Consider the following 22618-nt stretch of genomic DNA (forward strand, 5'->3'; position numbering starts at 1 on the left):
TCTTTTTTATTCTTTATGGCAAACCACCTCTATATTGTTCCCATCTGGATCAATCATAAAAGCAGCATAATAAATCGGATGCTCACTGCGATAACCAGGAGCACCATTGTCTAGCCCACCTGCCTCTAAGCCAGCCTCATAACAAGCTTGAACCTCTTCCTTATTTTCTGCTAAGAAAGCAAAGTGAATAGGATTTTGCGTCCCCTGAGCTAACCAAAAGTCACCACCAGGATGAGGGCTATTTGGGGCAAGAAAACTGATTAGAGAAGTAGTTTTAAAAGCCAATTTATAGCCCAAAGGGGCGAGAAAACTCCTATAAAATCCTTCTGAAATTTGTAAATCCTTTACCTTAATTTCAAAATGATCAATCATTCTCACTACCCATAAATGCTTTCAAACGTTTAACTGCTTCTTTAAGCGTGTCTAGGTCTGTCGCATAGCTGAGGCGGACATTTTCTGGCGCTCCAAAGCCAGCTCCTGTTATGAGTGCCAAACCAACTTCCTCAAGAATAGCTGTTGTAAAGTCAGTCACATCTGTATAACCTTTCATCTCCATGGCTTTTTTTACATTTGGGAAGAGATAGAAAGCTCCTTGTGGTTTAACGACTTCAAAACCTGGGACCTCACATAATAGCGGATAAATGGTATTGAGACGCTCCTCAAAAGCCTGACGCATGATATCAACAGACTCCTGTGGTCCTGTTAAGGCTTCAATAGCCGCATATTGAGAAACAGATGTCAAATTTGAAGTTGTTTGTCCCGTCAATTTACTCATTGCTGCAATGATTTCAGGATTACCTACCGCATAACCAACTCGCCAACCCGTCATGGCATAGGCTTTAGATACACCGTTGATAACAATAGTTTGCTTACGAATTGCTTCTGATAGACTTGAGATTGGAACAAATTCATTTCCATTATAAACAAGGCGACCGTATATATCATCTGCTAAAATCAGAATGTCATGCTCAACTGCCCAATTTCCGATAGCTAGTAATTCTTCACGAGTATAGATCATACCAGTCGGATTAGATGGTGAATTGAGAACCAAAACCTTTGTCTTATCTGTCCTAACTAGTTCTAGTTGATCCACTGTGACTTTAAAATCATTGTCTTCTTTAGCTTGAACAAAGACTGGAATCCCTTCTGCCATCTTGACCTGATCTCCATAACTAACCCAGTATGGAGTTGGAATAATAACCTCATCTAAAGGATTGATTACAGCCATAAAGAAAGTATAGAGGGAGAACTTGGCACCTGTAGCAAAGGTAACCTCGTTACTTGCGACAGAATAGCCATAGTAGCGCTCGAAGTAGGTATTCACCGCAGCTTTTAATTCTGGTAGACCTGAAGCTACTGTATAGAAGGAAGCCTGTCCTTCTCGAATAGCTTTAACTGCTGCATCCTGAATATTTTCAGGAGTGTGAAAATCTGGTTGCCCCAAGGTCAAGAAAAGGACATCCTTACCTTGAGCTTTTAATTTTTTTGCTCTCGCATCACTAGCTAAAGTAACACTTTCTTCCATTTCTAAAACACGCTTGGATAGTTTCATAAGCCCTCCTTATTGAGCAATGCTCCTGTTTCAAAATCTACTAGATAAAAATCAGATCCTGACTTAACTTCCCAGATTGGCTTGTCTTGATAACGGCCAAAGGTAATCTTGTCAATCTCGCCAGCTCCTTTTTCCTTCGAAACAGCTTCTGCTTTTTCTTGTGAAATACCCTGATTTAGCTGATAAACGTAAATCTTATGGTCATCTTTTCCAATCAGAACAGCAAGCGCTTCTTGCTGTTTATTATGACCAAGAACACTGTAGTAAGATTCCAAGCCATTGTATAAATCAACCTGATCAGCCTGCTCTAATCCTGCATACTGCTGAGCTAATTTTTCTCCTTCACTTTTAGCTGTTTGATAGGGTTTCATACCGAGAGAAACCAGATACAGAAAGGAAGCACTGATAACCACAAACAAAATCGTCATCCCTAGACCATACTGCCACAGTAGATTATTTTTTGCTTTGTTTTGTCTTTTTTTCACTCGTCTATTTTACCATCTATTGGGCTTTATTACAAGTGAATATAGGAACAATCGCATTTTATTTCTGCCTTCAAAGTAAACCGATTTTTCTTAGTTAAAACCGAGCAAAAAAATGAAAGACAGCTCCAAAATCAACCTATTAAAAAACCTGAGCTTGACACTCAAGTTTTCAAAAATTCTTTTAATCTATGGAATCATTTTATCATCCATTCTTTTAGCCATTTTTCCTAAAAATATAGGCAGTAGAAGGCTAATCATGACTAAAAAGAAGCCTAGATAAAGAAATGCTACTACAAAGCCTAAATTGTCAATCAACCACCCTGTCAGCGGGAAGAACACAATCATACTTAGGCTAAACATCATAGAGTAGACACTTAGCATGGTTGCCCTTACTTCACTTGGGAGCCGCTCTTGCAAATCATTGTCAAAAATCGGCTGAAAAAGAGCATATAGAGCATTACTAATCAAATAAACCAAAATATAGATTAGAGGTGTTCCAAAGTAGGACAGCAGGTAGGTAACTCCAGTCAGCAGGACGAGAATAGGGAAAATCTTCAAGGCGGCATATTTCTTTCCAATCTTACTCGCTAGATAGACTGCAAGGATATTCAAGAGACTTCCAAGTAGCATAACTGCTGAAATTTGCCAACTACTTAAATCTGGTAACTGATTTTGATAGTAAAAATAAAACATGCACATGAGCGTTCCAACAATCTGAGACAAAATCATCCAGTTGAAGAGCATGGGATTTCGCTCCAACTCTTCCTTAACAGTCCAAATAATCTGTTTCATGGTCACACTATCAGTTTTTTCTACCTTAACACTGGGTTCTTTCAGCATCCAAATCAGGAAAAGAACTATGATAGAAGTGGCAATCATGATATAGTAGGTCAGGTGCAATTGACCATGGACAAAAAATCCCGCCAACACTGTCCCCAAAGACCGAGTTCCTTCTGCTACTCCTGACATAAAACTTGAAATAGATAAGTAACGCTTCTTCAGTCCAGCTTCCACGGCTGAATCATAAACCATTGCTGCGCTTGTGCCTGAATCAAAATTATAAGACAAGGCATTTATCGCCATAGCTAGTGCATAAATCCAAAAATTTCCTTGCCCAGCCAACATGAGAATAGAAGACACAATTCCTGCTATACGACTTAAATAAAGGTTGGTCTTATAGGAATAGCGGTCAGCTAACATACCAGATGGAATTTCACAGAGAAGACTGGTCGTATGAAAAATACTTTCCAAAAGTCCAATCTGCCAAAGAGACATTCCGTTTTGACTGAGAAAGAGAATCCAAAAACTGGTAATCCCTAGAAATGCAAAAAACTCAACTCCGGCCATCAGGCCAATATTTTTCCGATAATTTCTTATTAACATCTTTTCTCCTTTAACAAGTGTATTATTATTTATTTTGTCCGTCACTTGTTAATCTATGCCTTACATGATCTCCACCCCTTTTAGAAGCATTCTTAAAATGCCATTATTTTCGTTTAATTGTTTATGAAATGATACCGGAAAAACTGTTCTGTAGTTTCTATTGCGAGTTTTCTTGTTTATTTTAGCACTTATATCATCATATTACAAGAGAATATAGGAATACTCTTCGAAAATCAAATTCAAACCAGGATTCAAAACGAACAGTTCTTACTTTTCCAGTCGCAACTGACTAGAGTTTCAGCAATTTTATAATTTTCAAATAAACTCTAAGCAAATTTCTTGCAAGTCCTTTTCTTTTGTTGTAATATATTTTATAACAACGAGGCAATTCTCGAAATTTTAAGAAAAAGGAGACACATCATGTCTAAAAAAGTATTATTTATCGTCGGATCCCTACGTCAAGGTTCTTTCAACCACCAAATGGCTCTCGAAGCTGAGAAAGCACTTGCTGGTAAAGCGGAAGTTAGCTACCTTGATTATTCAGCCCTTCCTCTCTTCAGCCAAGATTTGGAAGTTCCAACACATCCAGCTGTAGTGGCTGCTCGCGAAGCGGTTCTCGCTGCGGATGCCATCTGGATCTTCTCTCCAGTCTACAACTTCTCTATCCCTGGAACAGTGAAAAACTTGCTTGACTGGCTATCTCGTGCCCTTGACTTATCTGATACACGTGGCGCTTCTGCTCTTCAAGACAAGTTTGTCACCGTATCATCTGTAGCCAATGCAGGTCACGATCAACTTTTCGCTATCTATAAAGACCTCTTGCCATTTATCCGTACACAAGTCGTTGGTGATTTCACTGCTGCACGTGTCAACGACTCTGCCTGGGCAGACGGAAAATTAGTTCTAGAAGAAACAATCCTAAACTCACTTGAGAAACAAGCTCAAGACTTGCTCGCAGCAATTCAGTAAAAAATAAAGAATTTTTAAAAGTCTAAATCAATGATCGCCACCTAATAGGGTGGCATTTTTAGACTCAATCAAGATTTTCAGACAAACATCACTCATCCAAAAAAACCTTGAGCGTTACCACTCAAGGTTTTTAGCAGTCTTTTCCATCATAGGAAAATCATTCTAAGAATATTCTTTCATTCGAGATCTATCACTTATCATCTTCTTTCGAGAAATTAGTGACTGCTTTTTGCTGATTAATCTTCTTTTCTTCGACCTACATATAGGCTCAATAGAATACCGCTACCTAGAAGAACAGAGATATAATCAGATTGGCTTCCAGTTTCTGGTAATTTGTCCCCATGGTTTTCTTTAACTGTAGTTGGTACTACTGGGTTAGCATTTACTGGAGTTGCTGGTTGAGCCGGTGTTGGTACTACTGGTTGTTCTGGAACCGCTGGTACTGGTTTAACCGGTACTTCTGGTGTTGGAACAACTGGAGTTGGTTGTACTGGCACTTCTGGTGTCGGTACATTTGGTGTTGGTTGCGCTGGCACAGGTTTTACCGGTACATTTGGTGTTGGTTGTACTGGTACAGGTTTAACCGGTACATTTGGTGTTGGTTGTACTGGTACAGGTTTAACCGGTACATTTGGTGTTGGTTGTACTGGTACTGTTGGAATATCTAATTCTGGTACTTCAGTAACTTCAGGCATACCTGGTACTCCACCATTGAATTCTGGTAATTCGTGAACTTCTGGTATTCCTGGCACACCACCGTTAAATTCTGGCAATTCATGAACTGGTGGTTCTGGCATTGCAAATTTAGGTCCTTCTGGCATATTAGGTGTTGGAGGAACTGGTTTGTCATTTGATGGTGTTACTGGTTTGTCTTGGCATCCACATTTTCCGTCTTTGCCGTCTCGACCATCACGTCCATCTCTACCATCTTTGCCATCTTTAATAACTGTTTTTGTCACAGTTCCGTCAGAATTGATGATTGTGATTGTATGACTTCCATCTCCATTATCTTCAACAGAAACTTTTGGTGATTTACCATCTTTACCGTCTTTAATCACCATTTCTGTCTTACTTCCATCAGGATTTGTAATTGTAACTACGTGAGTTCCATCGTTATTATTTTTAACAGTTACAGTTGGTGAAACTCCATCTTTACCGTCTTTACCATCTTTGATAATAGATTTGTATTCACGGCCATCAGAATCTACGATTGTTAATGTGTGAGTTCCGTCTCCGTTATCAACGATGTTCGCTTTTGGTGATTTACCATCAAAGATTGTAGTTGTAGTTTCTTTACCATCAGCACCTGTTACTTTAATAGTGTGTGAACCATTGTTGTTATCAATCACTTCAAGTTTTGGTTCTTTACCATCACGAACTGTAGTTGTTGTAGTTGTACCGTCTGAGTTCACAACTGTGATAGTGTGAGTTCCATCTCCGTTATCCACAACCTTAGCAGTTGGTGATTTACCGTCACGAACTGTGGTTTCAGAAACAGTACCATTACCGTTTTCTACACGAATTGTGTAAGTACCATCATGGTTGTCAGTAACAGTCGCTACTGGTGATTTACCATCTTTAATGATTGTTTCAGTAGTTGTGCCATCACCATTTAGAACTGAGATCTTATGAGTTCCATTTTGTTCATCAGTTATAGTCACTTTTGGTGATTTACCATCACGAACTGTTGTTTCAGTTGTCACACCTTCTGGATTTGTAATAACGATTGTATGACTTCCGTCTCCATTATCACGAACAGATGCGGTTGGAGTACGTCCGTCAACACCGTCACGTCCATTCTTAACAACAAACTCATTCTTAGTTCCATCTGGGTTAGTGATTGTTACAGTGTGGCTTCCATCTGGGTTTTCTGTTGTTGTTGCTGTTGCAGCTTTACCGTCTTTACCATCTTTGATGATAGCGTTGGTAACATTGCCATCTCCATCCGTAACTTTAACTGTGTGAGTTCCATCGTTGTTATCAGTCACTTCAACTTTTGGAGTCTTACCGTCTTTACCGTTTTTAACAACAGTTTCTTTTGTTGATCCATCTGGATTTGTTACAGTGATTGTGTGGCTTCCATCTGGATTTTCTGTTGTAGTGATATTGGCAGTTTTACCGTCTTTACCATCTTTAACTTTAGTTGTTGATTCAGAACCATCAGGGTTTCTAACAGTAATAGAGTGTGTTCCATCTCCATTGTCCGTTACATTTACAACTGGTGATTTACCGTCTACTCCATTAGCTCCATTTTCACCTTTTTCACCTTTTTCACCTTTGTCGCCTTTTTCACCGGCTACTCCTTGAGGTCCGCGGATGTTACCAATCTTGTTCCAAGAACCATTTTCTTTCTTGTAAACATCACCTGTATTGGCGTCGATATAAGTATCACCGTCTTTACCATCATTAGCAGTTGGGGCAGTAACTCCACTTAGTAATTCAGCACCGTTACGTCCATTTGTACCAGAAGCTCCATCTGTACCATTACGTCCATTTGTACCATTCAAGATATCACTTGTACCAATTAATTCATCCACACCTGGATCGTATTTACCGTTACCATTATTATCATAGTATGCTGTAATACGAGTACCCTCTACTGGTTGTGAACCTGTTGAGTCTGTATTTGCTGGTTGAGCTGGTGTATTTCCTTCATCTGGATTATCTCCTACACTTCTTGCTCTTCTTGCACTTCTTGATGTTCCAGAAGGTTGTGAATTAGAAGTTGATCCAGCGCCTCTTCTAACTGCTTCCACCAATGCATTTAAGTCAATAGTTGGTGTACGGCCATCTTTACCATTCTTACCATCTTTTACAGTGAAGGTTACTGGATCTTTACCTGGTGTTGTGATAGTTACAACAGTGCTTTGGCCATCTTGTCCACGTTGAGTAGTGATTGTAGGAGTTTGTCCATCCTGACCGGTTGCACCAGTTTCTCCCTTAGCACCATCTTGAACAAAGACTGTAGTTGGTTGTGAACCATCATGGTTATCAACAGTGATTTCTACACCCTTATGCCCTTCATCATCCTTACGAACAGCTGTTACTGTTGGAGAGACTCCGTCCACTCCGTCTTTAATAACTGCTAGAGGTTTTTCTGGGTTCAATGGTTGACCTGGATGTGCTGGATCTTCTTGGTAAACTTTAGTTTCTTTACCATCTTTGACAGTAAGCAATGATTTACCATCACGTCCGTCCGCACCTTTAGCACCATCTTTAATCATTTCAGAACCTAGAAGTTCATCAGTTCCTGGAGTGTACTTACCATCATTGTTTTCATCAGTATAGAATGTCACAATTGTATGAGATGGATTTCCGTTTTGTCCTTCGACACGAAGCAAATCAACTTTTGGAGTTTTACCGTTTAGACCATTTTCTCCGTTCTTAACATTTACTGTAACTGGATCTTTACCTGGAACAGTGAATGTAATGTCGGTACTATGACCATCTTTACCTGGAGTTACAGTTACTTCTGGAGTCTTACCATCTTCTCCACGTTCACCTTTGTCACCCTTAGGTCCCTTGATGTTGCCTTCTTTTTCCCATGTGCCGTTGTTCTTAACGAAGAAGTCACCTGTTTCTGTGTTAACGTATTTATCGCCGTCTTTACCTTCTGTAGTTGGGTTGACTTTGCCGTTCAAGACGTCTTTTCCGTCGCGTCCATCACGTCCGTCACGACCTTGCGCTCCATCACGTCCGTCGCGGCCTGGTAAGCCTTGTGCTCCGTCTTGACCATCACGACCTTGAAGACCTTGTTCACCTTTGTCACCCTTAGGTCCCTTGATGTTGCCTTCTTTTTCCCATGTGCCATTGTTCTTAACGAAAACGTCACCTGTTTCTGTGTTAACGTATTTATCGCCGTCTTTACCTTCTGTAGTTGGATCAACTTTGCCGTTCAATACGTCTTTTCCGTCGCGTCCATCACGTCCTGCTGGTCCTTGCGCTCCATCACGTCCATCACGACCTGGTAAACCTTGTGCTCCGTCTTGACCATCACGACCTTGAAGACCTTGTTCACCTTTGTCACCTTTAGGGCCTTTGATGTTGCCTTCTTTTTCCCAGTTGCCGTTATTCTTAACGAAAACGTCACCAGTTTCTATGTTAACGTATTTATCGCCGTCTTTACCTTCTGTAGTTGGATCAACTTTGCCGTTCAATACGTCTTTTCCGTCGCGTCCATCACGTCCTGCTGGTCCTTGCGCTCCATCACGTCCATCGCGACCTGGTAAACCTTGGGCTCCGTCTTGACCACGTTCACCTTGAAGACCTTGGGCACCTTGGGCACCTTTAGGTCCCTTGATGTTACCTTCTTTTTCCCATGTGCCGTTGTTCTTGACGAAGACGTCACCTGTTTCTGTGTTAACGTATTTATCGCCGTCTTTACCTTCTGTAGTTGGGTTGACTTTGCCGTTCAATACGTCTTTACCGTCGCGTCCATCACGTCCGTCACGACCTGCTGCTCCATCACGTCCGTCGCGGCCTGGTAAACCTTGGGCTCCGTCTTGACCATCACGTCCTTGAAGACCTTGTGCACCTTTGTCACCCTTAGGTCCCTTGATGTTGCCTTCTTTTTCCCAGTTGCCGTTATTCTTAACGAAAACATCACCAGTTTCTGTGTTAACGTATTTATCGCCGTCTTTACCTTCTGTAGTTGGATCAACTTTGCCGTTCAATACGTCTTTACCGTCGCGTCCATCACGTCCGTCACGACCTGCTGCTCCGTCACGTCCGTCGCGGCCTGGTAAACCTTGGGCTCCGTCTTGACCATCACGACCTTGAAGACCTTGTTCACCTTTATCACCCTTAGGTCCCTTGATGTTGCCTTCTTTTTCCCAGTTGCCGTTATTCTTAACGAAGACGTCACCAGTTTCTGTGTTAACGTATTTATCGCCGTCTTTACCTTCTGTAGTTGGATCAACTTTGCCGTTCAATACGTCTTTACCGTCGCGTCCATCACGTCCGTCACGACCTGCTGCTCCATCACGTCCGTCGCGGCCTGGTAAACCTTGGGCTCCGTCTTGACCATCACGACCTTGAAGACCTTGTTCACCTTTATCACCCTTAGGTCCCTTGATGTTGCCTTCTTTTTCCCAGTTGCCGTTATTCTTAACGAAAACGTCACCAGTTTCTGTGTTAACGTATTTATCGCCGTCTTTACCTTCTGTAGTTGGGTTGACTTTGCCGTTTAAGACGTCTTTTCCGTCGCGGCCATCACGTCCATCACGACCTGCTGCGCCATCACGTCCGTCGCGGCCTGGTAAACCTTGTGCTCCGTCTTGACCATCACGACCTTGAAGACCTTGTTCACCTTTGTCCCCTTTAGGGCCTTTGATGTTGCCTTCTTTTTCCCAGTTGCCGTTATTCTTAACGAAGACGTCGCCTGTTTCTGTATTAACGTATTTATCGCCGTCTTTACCTTGATTTGCTTCTGGGTTAACTTTGCCGTTCAAGACGTCTTTACCGTCGCGTCCATCACGTCCGTCACGACCTGCTGCGCCATCACGTCCGTCGCGTCCTGGTAAACCTTGTGCTCCGTCTTGACCATCACGACCTTGAAGACCTTGTTCACCTTTGTCCCCTTTAGGGCCTTTGATGTTGCCTTCTTTATCCCAGTTGCCGTTATTCTTAACGAAGACGTCGCCTGTTTCTGTATTAACGTATTTATCGCCGTCTTTACCTTGATTTGCTTCTGGGTTAACTTTGCCGTTCAAGACATCTTTACCGTCGCGTCCATCACGTCCGTCACGACCTGCTGCGCCATCACGTCCGTCGCGTCCTGGTAAACCTTGTGCTCCGTCTTGACCATCACGACCTTGAAGACCTTGAAGACCTTGAAGACCTTGAGCACCCTGGTCACCCTTAGGTCCTTGTAGCCCTTGTGGCCCTTGTGGTCCTGCAACTCCGGCTTCACCTTTTAGACCTTGAGGTCCACGAATGTTACCAATTTGGTTCCAGTTTTCACCTTCTTTTTTGTAAACATCACCAGTAGTTGCATCGATGTAGGTGTCGCCATCTTTTCCATCATTTGATGTTGGTGGTTTAGGTCCACTTAATAGTTCAGCACCATTACGTCCGGCTGCACCTGCTGCACCATTGGCACCGTCTGTACCATTATAAATTGGTTGTTTAGCAATTAATTCATCTATACCTTCATCGTATCGACCATTACCATTGTTATCAAAGTACGCTGTAATAAGAGTACCTTCTCTTGGTTTTTCTGCTGGTGCTGTAGATGGGGCGTCTGCTAAAGCTCTTCTTACTCTTCCGCTTCTTTGATTGTTTAATCTTGCTGCTGCTTCAGCTAAGGCATTTAAGTCGATGGTTGGTGTACGTCCATCTTTACCATCTTTAATGTTAACTGTTACAGGTTCTTCACCAGGAATAGTAAATGTAATATCAGTACTACGGCCGTCTGCTCCACGAGCAGTTGTGATTTTTGGAGTTTTTCCGTCACGTCCCGCTGCTCCTGTTTCACCACGGTCTCCACGTTCGCCTTTTTCACCTTGCGCTCCGGTTAGACCACGTTCGCCTTGGTCCCCTTTTTCACCTTTAGCACCATCTGCAATGACAACTTCTTTTAATTTCTTATCAGAAGCATCTAATTCGTTGTTTCCATTTTTATCGTAATAGAAGATAACAGTTGTTGTTTTATCTGCTTCATTTCGTTGAGTCGCAACTAATGGACTTGCGCCATCGAAACCATCTCTTACAACAGTACTTGTAACATTACCTCTACCGTCGTTAATAGTGATAGTATGAGTGCCGTCATTTTTATTATCTTTAACGGTTACGGTTGGAGTTACACCGTCACGACCTGCCTGACCTTGGTCTCCTTTTTCACCTTTAGCTCCAGTGAGACCGCGTTCGCCTTGGTCTCCTTTTTCACCTTTAGCTCCAGTGAGACCGCGTTCGCCTTGGTCTCCTTTTTCACCTTTAGCTCCAGTTAAACCGCGTTCACCTTGGTCTCCTTTTTCACCTTTAGCACCTTGGGCTCCGGTTAGACCGCGTTCACCTTGGTCTCCTTTTTCACCTTTAGCTCCTTGGGCTCCAGTCAGACCGCGTTCGCCTCGGTCTCCTTTTTCACCTTTGGCACCTTGGGCTCCAGTGAGACCACGTTCGCCTCGGTCTCCTTTTTCACCTTTAGCTCCAGTTAAACCGCGTTCGCCTCGGTCTCCTTTTTCACCTTTAGCTCCAGTGAGACCGCGTTCACCTTGGGCTCCTTTTTCACCTTTAGCTCCAGTTAAACCGCGTTCACCTTGGTCCCCTTTTTCACCTTTAGCTCCAGTTAGACCGCGTTCACCGTGGTCCCCTTTTTCACCCTTGGCTCCATCTTTAATAGCAATTTTTTGAACAAGTTCGTCTACGCCTTCAGTATAAACACCATTTCCATCGTTATCAAGATAGAAAGTGAGGTTATTTGTATCACCAACTTTATTTTGATCAACACGTGGTTTTACTGTATCGATTAGCTCTTTAGCCACACCAATTTGCATAATACGTGGCTTAGCTTCTTTAGTAACAGAATTACTAATTGGCAATCCTAGGATTGTTTCATTACCAAATCGATGGACTTTATAGGTAATTTGACGTTGTCCTTTTTCACCTTCTCGAACTAATCTAGTTTGACCTTCTGGTAATTTACTAGTTGGAAGGTAGACTGTTTGGAAATCAATGTCTTCTGAAACAGTCTTATTATTAGTACCACCATAAGGGTTTGCATCCAAGTATAGTGGATTTGCTCTATGATAATAGTTGGAGTTGCTGTATGGGTCATTGCTAGTAGCGGCACCACCACCACCTTGGTCCACGTTAAAAGTAACAGGTTTCAAACGAACAGACAAGTCACCATTTGGATTATTGATTGGCAAACTAAATCTGATTGTTTGTTCCGTATTTGTTGAAGTAGCAGAGGTCATACTGTATCCTGAGTGAGATACGTAGTTGGCACCTTGGCTAATAGGTTTTGATTGATCTCTTAACCTTGGAGTTGTGATTGTCGCATTGGAAGGATTTCCAAATCCATCCCCTTTATCCAAGATAAAGTTATTATTAACAAATTCGCCCGGACCAGAATATTTGATTGTGAAATTCAATTTATTACCTTGACGTACTGTTGTTACATCGTAATGAATTGAATTACCACCACGTGAGTTCCCGTAGCCACGGAAACTATAGCTACGACCACCTTGGCTGATATCTGAAAATGCAACTGTATTTCCAGAACCTGAGACAATTGGGTTGGCTGGATTGCTAGCCGCTCTAAAACCACTATGCCCTTTATCCAAGTCTTCCTTACGGATAGCTGGATTTTGGCGAGCATCAGAAAGGCTCAAACCTGGTTTCAAGATTTCATTAGTAGATTCTGGAGCTGAAGTTGTTTCTACTTTGGCAGGTGCATTAGTTGCTAAAACGCTACTATCAACGGCTGAACGGTCAGTCGTTGTTGCAGCTGGCTTAGCTTCTTCTTTGGCTTCTGCTGTGTCAGCTTTCTTCACTACAGGAGTTTCTGATACAGTTCCTTTATCAGAGTTAGAACGAAGTTCTAGACCAATAATAGCTGATTGGATAGATGACTCTGCTGCTGATACTTCAGCTTCAGTCGCATCTGCTTTCCCAAGCAAACCTTGACCAGCTTGGATACTTGCTTGCAAGTTAGCAGCACTTGCTTCTGTATATAACTTACTCTCAAGTTTTTTAGCACGCGAAAGAGCCGTTAACAATTTTGACTTGTCAACAGCATCTTGATGACTTGCTTCTTTTTTGTCTTTTGCTTCTTCAACTTTTTCTGCTGGTCTAGTAGCTTCTTCAGTTTTAGCTGGAGTCGTTTCTACTGGATTCGCAACAGTTGGAGCTGCATAAGTTGTTTCTTTTTTAGGTGTAGAAACTTCTGCTGGTTTAGTAGCTTCATCTACCTTATCAACAGAAACACTATTAGTTGCCTCAGGATGTTGTTCCTCTGCTTGTACTGATTGCGCATTGGCAGCAGTTCCCAAGACTAAGGCTGTCCCGAGCAAGACACTAGCCGCACCAAAGTGATACTTACGAATAGAGTATCGTTGTTGCATGCTATACCAGTCAAATGATTTCTTATGTGAATGTTTCATTTCAAACTCCTAGATAGTATTTTATAGTTTACACTTTACAACTATTTGAGACATTAATCAATATTATCTATGAAATTAATATATCTGATTTTTGTACCATGGAGCCATATTTTTTTTTTTTTTTTTTTGAATTTAATGTACATATTTTTAATTCTTGTTTTTTTTGTACAAAAGAATCATAATTATGATACAATATAATTTAGGAGGAAATTACCTACATGCGCAACCTTTTATCCACAAAAGATCAAAGACAATTACGTTTAATGGAAATCTTAATTCAGACTCGTAATTGGATAAGATTACATGCACTTGCCGAAAAATTAGGATGTACAGAACGAATCCTAAAAAATGATTTAAATGAATTACGAACAGCTTTCCCAAATATTGACATCCAATCTTCCGTTAACGGAATTATGATAGATTTAGATGTTAACACTAGTGTAGAAGATATTTATCAATATTTTCTTGCTCATTCTCAGTCTTTTCAATTACTAGAGTATATGTTCTTCAATGAGGGGCTACCTATTTATCGAACGATAGAAAATCTTCACTCAAGTAGTGCCAACCTCTATCGATTAGGCCGAAATATTACAAAAACTCTATCATCACAATTTCAGATTGAATTATCTTTTACCCCTACTGCAATTCTTGGTAATGAAACGGATATTCGTTATTTTTTTGCCCAATACTTTTCTGAGCGCTATTATTTCCTAGACTGGCCTTTTCCAGACCTTCCTGAGGAGGATTTAACAGAGTTTGCTGATTTCTTCTATAAAATCACGAATTATCCAATGCGATTTTCAATTTATAGAATGTACAAATTGATGATAGCTATCAGTATTTACCGCGTCAAAAATGGTCATTTTATCGACTTACCAAATCATTTCTTCGATGAATACTACCCTCTTTTGATGAATATTCCAAATTTTGAGGAGCTACTTGTCCATTTCTCTGAAAAACTGGGACTTGAAATCACTCCAGATATCATCGCCCAAATTTTTATATCCTTTATTCAAAACAATCTTTTCTTAAATCCTCAAGAATTCTTCAACTCTTTAGAAGAAAACAGTGAAGCAAGATACTCATACCAATTACTTAGTCAAATATTAGAACGCCTATCAAAACAATATAAGATTACTTTTACCAACCACGATGAGCTGATTTGGCATTTACACAACACTGCTTTCTTTGAAAGACAGGAAATCTTTTCTACCCCAATCCTATTTGAACAAAAAGCATTGACGATTAAAAAATTTGAAGTTTACTTCCCAGACTTTATGGGAAGTGCGCGTCAAGAACTGGCTCAATACCGTCAAGCAATTGGACAGCATGACCATCCTGAACAGTTGGAACACTTGATGTACACCATCTTAACCCATGCTGAAAACCTCTCTACTCAGTTGTTAGAAAATCGACCACCTATCAAGGTTTTGATTATCAGTAACTTTGACCATGCTATATCCCTTACCTTTGTTGATATGCTTTCCTATTACTGTAATAACCGCTTTACCTTCGATATTTGGGATGAATTGGAAACAAGCCCTGAGATTTTAAATCAGACAGATTACGATATCATCGTGTCTAATTTCTATATTCCAGGGATTACCAAGAAGTTTATTTGTCGAAACCATCTGTCAATCATGGATTTGGTTAATCATCTTAATACTTTATCAAATGAGATTCATATAAATACTTTATAAACTAAAAAGTCAGCAGGGTCCTGCTGACTTTTTCTCTTATCTGATTTCTATACTTCCTTAACAAAAACCAATTCCTGTGGCTGTGACAAATCTTCTCTGTAGGTAAACCCTGCAAAGCTTAAGCGACGAGCTTCCTCCACCGTCTGTACTTGATTTTCTATCAGGGCTGTCAGGAAAGCACCACGCGCTTTCTTTGAAATAGTTGAATGAATCTTCAGCTGACCACCTCTATCCTCCATGAATTTGAAGGTCACCATTTTTTCTCTGATTTCCTTAGAAAATACGGTCTCAAACTCAGACGACAAGAGGGAGAAAATTAGGTCTTCACCATTCATAGCTTCATCATAGGCTGCCTTCCAATGGCTCTTCAAAGTCTTACCAGCGACTTTTAATTTCATCAAAAAGTCCAAACGGTGAGGTGGCATAGGTGACAAGGCTGGAACGACTCCGTACAAAGCCGAAGTAATAAAGACATGATTTTCAAGATAGGCTTGTTCTGCCTCGGTCAATTTGTCTCGCTTGATGTAGCGGTACATAAGCCCATCAAATAGATTCAAGGCTGGGTAGTGTTGAGCAGTTTGCCTTTTCAAAACTTGGATATGTTGAAATTCTTCCGCAGCTTTCTCGGCTGAAACTTTGTAAAAACTCTCCAATTGACTGGCAGAATAGAGAGCCAAGGCATCCAACACAGCCTGACTTCCTGGTTTTAAAGGAGCGGCTTCAATACTCGGCAAGTCTGTGTTCATTTCTTTTGCTGTTGGGATTAAAATTTTCATATTAATAGTGTAGCATATTTTTTAACCACAACCAAGAAATTCATCTAAAAAACCTCGGTTTGCCCGAGGTTTTTCTGTTTATTTTGGCCATCCTAACCAGACAGCCACGAGAACAAGGATTGTACCGGCTAAACTTGTTAAGATAGATAAGAATTTATCTTTTTTCTCCTTGAACTGAGAAAAACCTATCTTCAAAGCGAACAATCCGAGTAGCATTGAAGCAACCATCAAATAAAAACCCATTTGTTTGTCCTCCATTAGTCTTAATTTACCTTATTATAACATATATTTCTTAAATAAACCTTTTTTACTGCACTTTAAAGGTCTTGAGATAATTGTCTTTTCCTACTTGACCTTCGAAGGTTTTACCATTTTCGAGGTAAGGCAGATCATCTGATACAGAAGCCTTGACCTTGTATATCTTGCCATCAACTTTAAAGAAGTAGACGGTATCACCCTTGATAACAGCTGATTTGAGGTCTGCTACCACACCCTTGATACTTTCTGTGGTTTCATTATCAATTTCAAGGTCGTTTTTATTGGCATACTTGCTGAGCATCTCTTCCACTGTCGTAGCTACGATAACATTTTGGTACTCGACTGCGTCTACCAGAGCGTACTCTTTGACCAAGCCAGCATTGTCCTTCAAGCCCATGATGTAGAGAGGCTTGTCATTGAGGTTGATGAGGATTGGGAAGGTTGCCTTGTAGGATTTCTCCTGAACAGCACCTTCTGCTGATTCACGGGCTGATTCTTCTGTCGCAGAAGCTAAGCTATACTTAGTGATTTCTCCTGTCCGCATATTTTCAAGGATGAAACCAAGATTACTTTCATCTGCATTGGCCGATGTCACACCTGTGTAGAGGTAGATGTCATTGCCGATAGACAAGTAATTATAACCCTTGGTAGTCTGGGTCACGTTTTTCTTGGAAATCATGGCATTCCAGAAACCGTCCTTGTACTTGCCGTTGTAGTTGATTTGCTCAATAGTTTCCTCAGCTGGATAGACCCTGTCCACCCATTCTGGAACATCTGCCAAGCTGTATTCCTTGGTTTCTCCATTTGTGGCATCCAAGATAATGACTGAAACAGGACGAGGAACCGCAAGTCCAAATTGCTTTTGGTAAACCGTTGCTACATAGAAAGGATTGCCCTCATCGTCCACCTCGAAGGATGGAGTTTTGAAGATCTTGGTTGGGTACTTCAAGCGCAGGTGACGTTTGACATCGCGGTTAAAATACTCCGAGTCAGAATACTTGATTGGTGTCTTCAAGTCCACCAAGTCCGCATTACCAGTTACCATGTCTACCTTGATATACTCGCCGATTCCCTTGGCTTGATTGTTAAACCATTTGATAGGATCTGCGTATTCTAGCGGTGTAACCCGATAAGGTTTCCCATCAATCGTCAATTGGGTATAGGTGTCTGCCGCTACGTACTGCGACACCTTATCCGTTAGGGAACCCAAGTAGCGGTCCCCAATTTTTTCAGCAGTACTTCTATCTAAGATTGGAACCTTACTGGTGTCAGTCTTAGGAAATTCAGTAAAGTCTTTTTCCGTAACCGTGACTACATTGGCATAATTTTTAGCCTGAAAAATGCTGGAAGTCACCAAGGAAACCAAGGCTGCTAAGAGAAGAATTCCTCCAATAGAAGCTAAAAGGATTTTCCCTAACCGATTGATTTTGAAACCCTCAAGATTTAAGGCAGCTTCCGCTTTGCCATGACGCACATGGACTGTTTTGACCAGATTGATTCCCCTGCCAAAGCCAAATAAGATAGCTACAACCAGCAAATGCCCACAGAGGAAAAAGAGAAATTCCCAGCTGGTCAGGTTAAGAGGCGGTAAAAAGATATACCAGGTCGTTGCGATAAAAATAAGTTCAAAGACTATTCGTTTCATTTGCTTTCCTCCTAAATGATTCGTCCTTCCAAGTGATCCAGTTCATGCTGGCAAATCTGGGCTGGGAAGCCTGTCAAAGTAATGGTCTGTTCCTGCCACTTGCTGTCACGATAGGCAACCCTTATGGTTTCATAACGCTTAGTAGGTCTCACACCTGTCAAGGACAAACAGCCTTCTTCTGTCTCATAAGCTCCTTCAGAGGATAGGAGCACTGGATTAAACATGACCACAGGAACCAAACCAAGATTAAAGATAATCACACGCTTCTGCACCCCAATCATATTGGCAGCCAGACCGACACAAGTCTCACGATTTGCTAAGAGCGTATCTTGTAAATCTCTGGCAAGATACAGATCTTCCTGACTTGCCGGCTGAGACACCTGAGATAAAAACAAAATATCCTTTACAATTTTCTTCTCCACTTCCTCACACTCCTCCTACTTTTTACTATATTATAGCAATTATAGCACAAAAGCCGATAACTGCAAGCCCTTTCCCTTAACTGTAGCAAAAAGCCATCCGAAGATGACCTTTTTAAATCGCATTCTTGTCAAAACCGAGTTTACGTTGGATAAATTTAACGATTTCGACAATGATAATCATTGAGAAGCTTCCAGCCATAACAATTCCCCATTGAGACAAGTCTAGTTTGGTTACGTGGAAGATTCCTTCAAGCGGCTCTACGACGATTGTTGCCATAAGAAGGATGAAGGATACCAAGATAGACCAGTTGAAGGTCTTAGACTTGAATGGGCCAACTGTCAAGATGGATTGGTAAACAGATTTCACATTGTAGGCATGGAAGAGCTGAATCAAACCAAGGGTTGCAAAGGCCATCGTTAGAGCATCTGCATGAATGGCATGATTGTCACCCACATGAACTGGGTAAGCAATTGCAAGTCCATAAACACTCATAACAATAGCTGCTTGGAGTACACCTTGATAGATGATAGAACTCAAAACACCACCTGAGAAGAAGCTTGCCTTGCGTCCACGTGGTTTATGATTCATGACACCAGGCTCAGCAGGTTCAACACCTAGTGCAATTGCTGGGAAGGTATCTGTTACCAAGTTAATCCACAAAAGATGAACTGGCTGCAAGACATCCCAACCAAACAAGGTTGATAGGAAGATAGTTAATACTTCAGCAGTATTGGCAGAAAGCAGATACTGAATAGTCTTTTGAATGTTTGAGAAGACCTTACGTCCTTCTTCAACTGCAACAATAATAGTCGCAAAGTTATCATCTGCAAGAATCATGTCAGAAGCCCCCTTAGAAACCTCTGTACCAGTGATTCCCATACCGATACCGATGTCGGCTGTTTTCAGAGCTGGCGCATCATTGACACCATCACCTGTCATGGCAACGACTTTACCTTGTTTTTGCCAAGCCTTGACGATACGAACCTTGTGTTCTGGAGATACACGGGCATAAACAGAGTATTGACCAACTACTTTTTCAAAGTCTTCATCTGACAGTTCGTTGAGCTCAGCACCAGTTAAAACGTGTCCTTCTGTATCATTTGCATCGATGATTCCCAAACGTTTGGCAATAGCTTCTGCAGTGTCTTGATGGTCACCCGTAATCATGATTGGACGAATTCCCGCTTCCTTAGCCACACGAACAGCCTCAGCAGCTTCAGGACGTTCAGGGTCAATCATCCCAATCAAACCAGTAAAGATTAAATCATTTTCAAGCTCTTCAGAAGTCAGGTTTTCTGGAATGCTGTCAATAATCTTATAAGCACCTGCAAGGACACGCAAGGCTTGGTGGGCCATTTCAAAATTGTTTGTATGAATGAGGTTTGTAACCTTCTCATCAATCGGAGCAATATCCCCAGCCTTATCACGAAGAACACAACGTTTCAAGAGTTGGTCTGGCGCACCTTTAACAGCGACGAGGAAGCGTCCATCTGCAAGTGGATGAACTGTTGACATGAGCTTACGTTCAGAATCAAATGGCAACTCAGCCACACGTGGATATTTCTCTAAGAACCCTTTGACATCGTAGCCCTTGTCCAAGGCATATTGGATGAAGGCTGTTTCGGTTGGGTCACCAATCAGGTTGCCTTCAACATCAATTTTCGTATCATTGGCCAAGACAACTGAACGAAGAAGGGGCATTTCAAGACCTAGTTCAATATCATCAGCTGAGTCATGTAGGACTGCATCGTAGAAGACTTTTTCGACGGTCATCTTGTTCATGGTCAGCGTGCCAGTCTTATCAGAAGCGATGATTTCAGTTGAACCAAGTGTTTCTACTGCTGGCAATTTACGAACGATAGAGTTTCGTTTGGCTAAAACTTGAGTACCAAGGGCAAGAACGATAGTTACGATAGCTGGTAGCCCTTCTGGAATTGCTGCAACGGCAAGCGCAACAGAGGTCATCAACTCACCGAGTGGATTTTTGCCTTGAATGAAAACACCAACTACAAAAGTAACAAGGGCAATGACCAAGATAGCATAGGTCAAGACCTTAGAAAGGTTGTTCAAGTTTTGTTTGAGTGGTGTATCCGTCTCATCCGCATCTTGGAGCATACCCGCGATATGACCAACTTCCGTGTACATACCTGTATTGACAACAACACCAAGACCACGACCATAGGTCACGTTAGAGTTTTGGAAGGCCATGTTGACACGGTCCCCAATACCAGCATCTGCAGCAAGTTCAACTGTCAAGTCTTTTTCGACTGGCACAGACTCACCTGTAAGAGCTGCTTCTTCGATTTTAAGAGAGTTGGCTTCAAGCAAACGTAGGTCTGCTGGTACTACATCACCTGCTTCGAGGGCAACGATATCACCTGGCACCAATTCTTTAGAGTCAATCTCAGCCATATGACCATCACGAAGAACGCGGGCAGCTGGACTAGACATAGATTTGAGGGCTTCGATAGCTTCTTCTGCTTTTCCTTCTTGGTAAACACCAAAGGCAGCGTTGATGATAACCACGGCTAGGATGATAATGGCATCTGCGATATCTTCCCCACCAGAAGTCACAACTGACAAGATTGCTGCCGCAACTAGGATAATAATCATCAAATCCTTAAATTGCTCGATGAATTTGACCAGGATTGATCGTTTCTCGCCTTCTTCGAGTTCATTGTGGCCAAATTCGGCAAGGCGCTTTTCTGCCTCACTTGATGACAAGCCTTGCTCGGTCGCATCCACAGCCTGCAAGACCTCTTCAGGACTCTGAGTGTAAAACGCTTGGCGTTTTTGTTCTTTTGACATGTGTCTCCTCCTTGACATTGTGTGCAAAACAGACTCTCTTTTCCCTCATCGTATCTTTTCACGACAAACAAAAAGAGACCTGTTAATCATAACAAGTCTCGCTGTTTAAGATAGTGCCGGAAAGCATACTTTTCAGTATAAAATTCGGAATGACGACACTATCACAGGTTTCTGCCAGCTACTCCCTTGAGTAGTACTATTATACCAAATTTTGAAAAGTTTTCAAAGAGTAAAAACTGCCTTATTTGAATTTTCCCTTGAAAACCAGTATAATGGTAAAATGCTATGTGACTAGAAAGGAAGTTGAATGAAGCAATCTATCTCAAATCTCAAGTTAGCTGAGCGTGGGGCCATTATCAGTATTTCGACCTATTTGATCTTGTCTGCAGCGAAATTAGCAACTGGGCACCTCCTCCATTCATCCAGTTTGGTGGCCGATGGTTTTAACAACGTGTCGGACATCATTGGAAATGTGGCCCTCTTGATTGGAATCCGGATGGCACGCCAGCCTGCTGACCGAGACCACCGTTTTGGTCACTGGAAGATTGAAGATTTGGCTAGTTTAGTCACTTCCATCATCATGTTCTATGTTGGCTTTGATGTTCTAAGGGATACCATTCAGAAGATTCTCAGTCGTGAAGAAACGGTCATTGATCCTCTGGGTGCAACTCTAGGAATCATTTCTGCAGCGATTATGTTTCTAGTTTATCTCTACAATACTCGCCTCAGTAAGAAATCCAACTCCAAAGCACTGAAGACCGCAGCAAAGGACAATCTTTCTGATGCTGTTACCTCACTGGGAACTACCATTGCCATCCTAGCCAGCAGTTTCAATTATCCCATTGTGGATAAACTGGTCGCTATCATCATCACTTTCTTTATCTTGAAAACTGCCTATGATATCTTTATCGAGTCATCCTTTAGTCTTTCAGATGGTTTTGACGACCGTCTGCTTGAGGACTATCAAAAGGCTATCATGGAAATTCCCAAAATTAGCAAGGTTAAATCTCAAAGAGGTCGTACCTACGGTAGCAACATTTACCTGGATATCACGCTGGAGATGAATCCTGACCTGTCTGTTTTTGAAAGCCACGAGATTGCGGATCAAGTCGAGTCTATGCTGGAGGAACGTTTTGGGGTTTTTGATACCGATGTCCATATCGAGCCCGCACCTATCCCTGAGGATGAGATTTTAGACAATGTCTATAAAAAATTGCTTATGCGCGAACAATTGATTGACCAAGGAAATCAACTGGAAGAACTCTTGGCTGACGATTTTGTCTATATTCGTCAAGATGGAGAACAGATGGATAAAGAGGCTTATAAGGCCGAAAAAGAACTTAAAGCTGCGATTAAGGACATACAGATCACTTCCATCAGTCAGAAGACCAAACTCATCTGCTATGAGATGGATGGAATTGTCCATACCAGTATCTGGCGTCGCCACGAAACTTGGCAAAATGTCTTTCATCAAGAAACTAAAAAAGAATAGAGAAATCCTGTCATGAGACGGGA

At 41.6% G+C, this 22618-nt stretch carries 13 protein-coding genes; 3 read left to right on the plus strand and 10 right to left on the minus strand.

All coding sequences use genetic code 11. The annotated features are described in order from the left end of the window. Nucleotides 1-6: 6 nt before the first annotated feature. From TZ90_RS10270 to TZ90_RS06315, 4 genes are all read right to left on the minus strand, one after another. Nucleotides 7-372: a VOC family protein gene (locus TZ90_RS10270; RefSeq protein WP_000565230.1), complete on the minus strand. Its 366-nt coding sequence runs from the start codon at nucleotides 370-372 to the stop codon at nucleotides 7-9. Then, nucleotides 365-1552: a pyridoxal phosphate-dependent aminotransferase gene (locus tag TZ90_RS06305; protein WP_045612065.1), complete on the minus strand. Its 1188-nt coding sequence runs from the start codon at nucleotides 1550-1552 to the stop codon at nucleotides 365-367. Before TZ90_RS06305 ends, TZ90_RS10270 begins: the two co-directional genes overlap by 8 nt. Further along, nucleotides 1549-2037, minus strand: a complete 489-nt coding sequence (locus TZ90_RS06310) for a cell wall elongation regulator TseB-like domain-containing protein (protein WP_000747248.1) — start codon at nucleotides 2035-2037, stop codon at nucleotides 1549-1551. The genes TZ90_RS06305 and TZ90_RS06310 overlap by 4 nt, the downstream gene beginning before the upstream one ends. 186 nt (nucleotides 2038-2223) lie before the next feature. Further along, a complete protein-coding gene (locus TZ90_RS06315) occupies nucleotides 2224-3420 on the minus strand; it encodes an MFS transporter (protein WP_000908496.1) in 1197 nt (398 codons plus the stop codon). Nucleotides 3421-3840: 420 nt separating this feature from the next. Between TZ90_RS06315 and TZ90_RS06320 the strand changes: the two genes are divergently transcribed. Further along, nucleotides 3841-4389: an NADPH-dependent FMN reductase gene (locus tag TZ90_RS06320; protein WP_045612068.1), complete on the plus strand. Its 549-nt coding sequence runs from the start codon at nucleotides 3841-3843 to the stop codon at nucleotides 4387-4389. Nucleotides 4390-4625: 236 nt separating this feature from the next. Here TZ90_RS06320 and pclA read toward each other — a convergent pair whose 3' ends face one another. Beyond that, nucleotides 4626-13493 carry a pneumococcal collagen-like adhesin PclA gene (pclA, locus tag TZ90_RS06325; RefSeq protein ID WP_045612070.1) on the minus strand — a complete coding sequence of 2956 codons (8868 nt, stop codon included), beginning with the start codon at nucleotides 13491-13493 and terminating at the stop codon, nucleotides 4626-4628. A gap of 218 nt (nucleotides 13494-13711) precedes the next feature. On the opposite strand from pclA, the gene pclR reads away from it, so the two are divergent. Continuing rightward, a complete protein-coding gene (gene pclR, locus TZ90_RS06330; RefSeq protein WP_045612071.1) occupies nucleotides 13712-15193 on the plus strand; it encodes a virulence transcriptional activator PclR in 1482 nt (493 codons plus the stop codon). Nucleotides 15194-15240: 47 nt separating this feature from the next. On the opposite strand, the gene yaaA is transcribed toward pclR, so the two are convergent. The 5 genes from yaaA to TZ90_RS06355 form a co-directional block, all read right to left on the minus strand. Further along, nucleotides 15241-15969 carry a peroxide stress protein YaaA gene (gene yaaA / locus TZ90_RS06335; protein WP_045612073.1) on the minus strand — a complete coding sequence of 243 codons (729 nt, stop codon included), beginning with the start codon at nucleotides 15967-15969 and terminating at the stop codon, nucleotides 15241-15243. Nucleotides 15970-16047: 78 nt separating this feature from the next. Further along, nucleotides 16048-16212 carry a YczI family protein gene (locus TZ90_RS06340; RefSeq protein WP_045612075.1) on the minus strand — a complete coding sequence of 55 codons (165 nt, stop codon included), beginning with the start codon at nucleotides 16210-16212 and terminating at the stop codon, nucleotides 16048-16050. Between the two features lie 64 nt (nucleotides 16213-16276). Beyond that, nucleotides 16277-17872 (minus strand): hypothetical protein, encoded by a 1596-nt coding sequence (locus TZ90_RS06345; RefSeq protein WP_045612077.1) that lies wholly within the window; start codon nucleotides 17870-17872, stop codon nucleotides 16277-16279. 11 nt (nucleotides 17873-17883) lie between these two features. Then, nucleotides 17884-18294: a peptide deformylase gene (locus TZ90_RS06350; protein ID WP_045612079.1), complete on the minus strand. Its 411-nt coding sequence runs from the start codon at nucleotides 18292-18294 to the stop codon at nucleotides 17884-17886. 112 nt (nucleotides 18295-18406) lie between these two features. After that, nucleotides 18407-21103, minus strand: a complete 2697-nt coding sequence (locus tag TZ90_RS06355; protein ID WP_045612080.1) for a cation-translocating P-type ATPase — start codon at nucleotides 21101-21103, stop codon at nucleotides 18407-18409. 307 nt (nucleotides 21104-21410) lie between these two features. Here TZ90_RS06355 and mntE point away from each other — a divergent pair, with 307 nt between their 5' ends. Beyond that, nucleotides 21411-22595, plus strand: coding sequence for a CDF family manganese efflux transporter MntE (gene mntE / locus TZ90_RS06360; RefSeq protein ID WP_045612082.1), 1185 nt, complete (start codon nucleotides 21411-21413; stop codon nucleotides 22593-22595). Nucleotides 22596-22618: the final 23 nt, after the last annotated feature.

Source organism: Streptococcus mitis, from assembly GCF_000960005.1.
In the GTDB taxonomy this organism is placed as follows: domain Bacteria; phylum Bacillota; class Bacilli; order Lactobacillales; family Streptococcaceae; genus Streptococcus; species Streptococcus mitis_CK.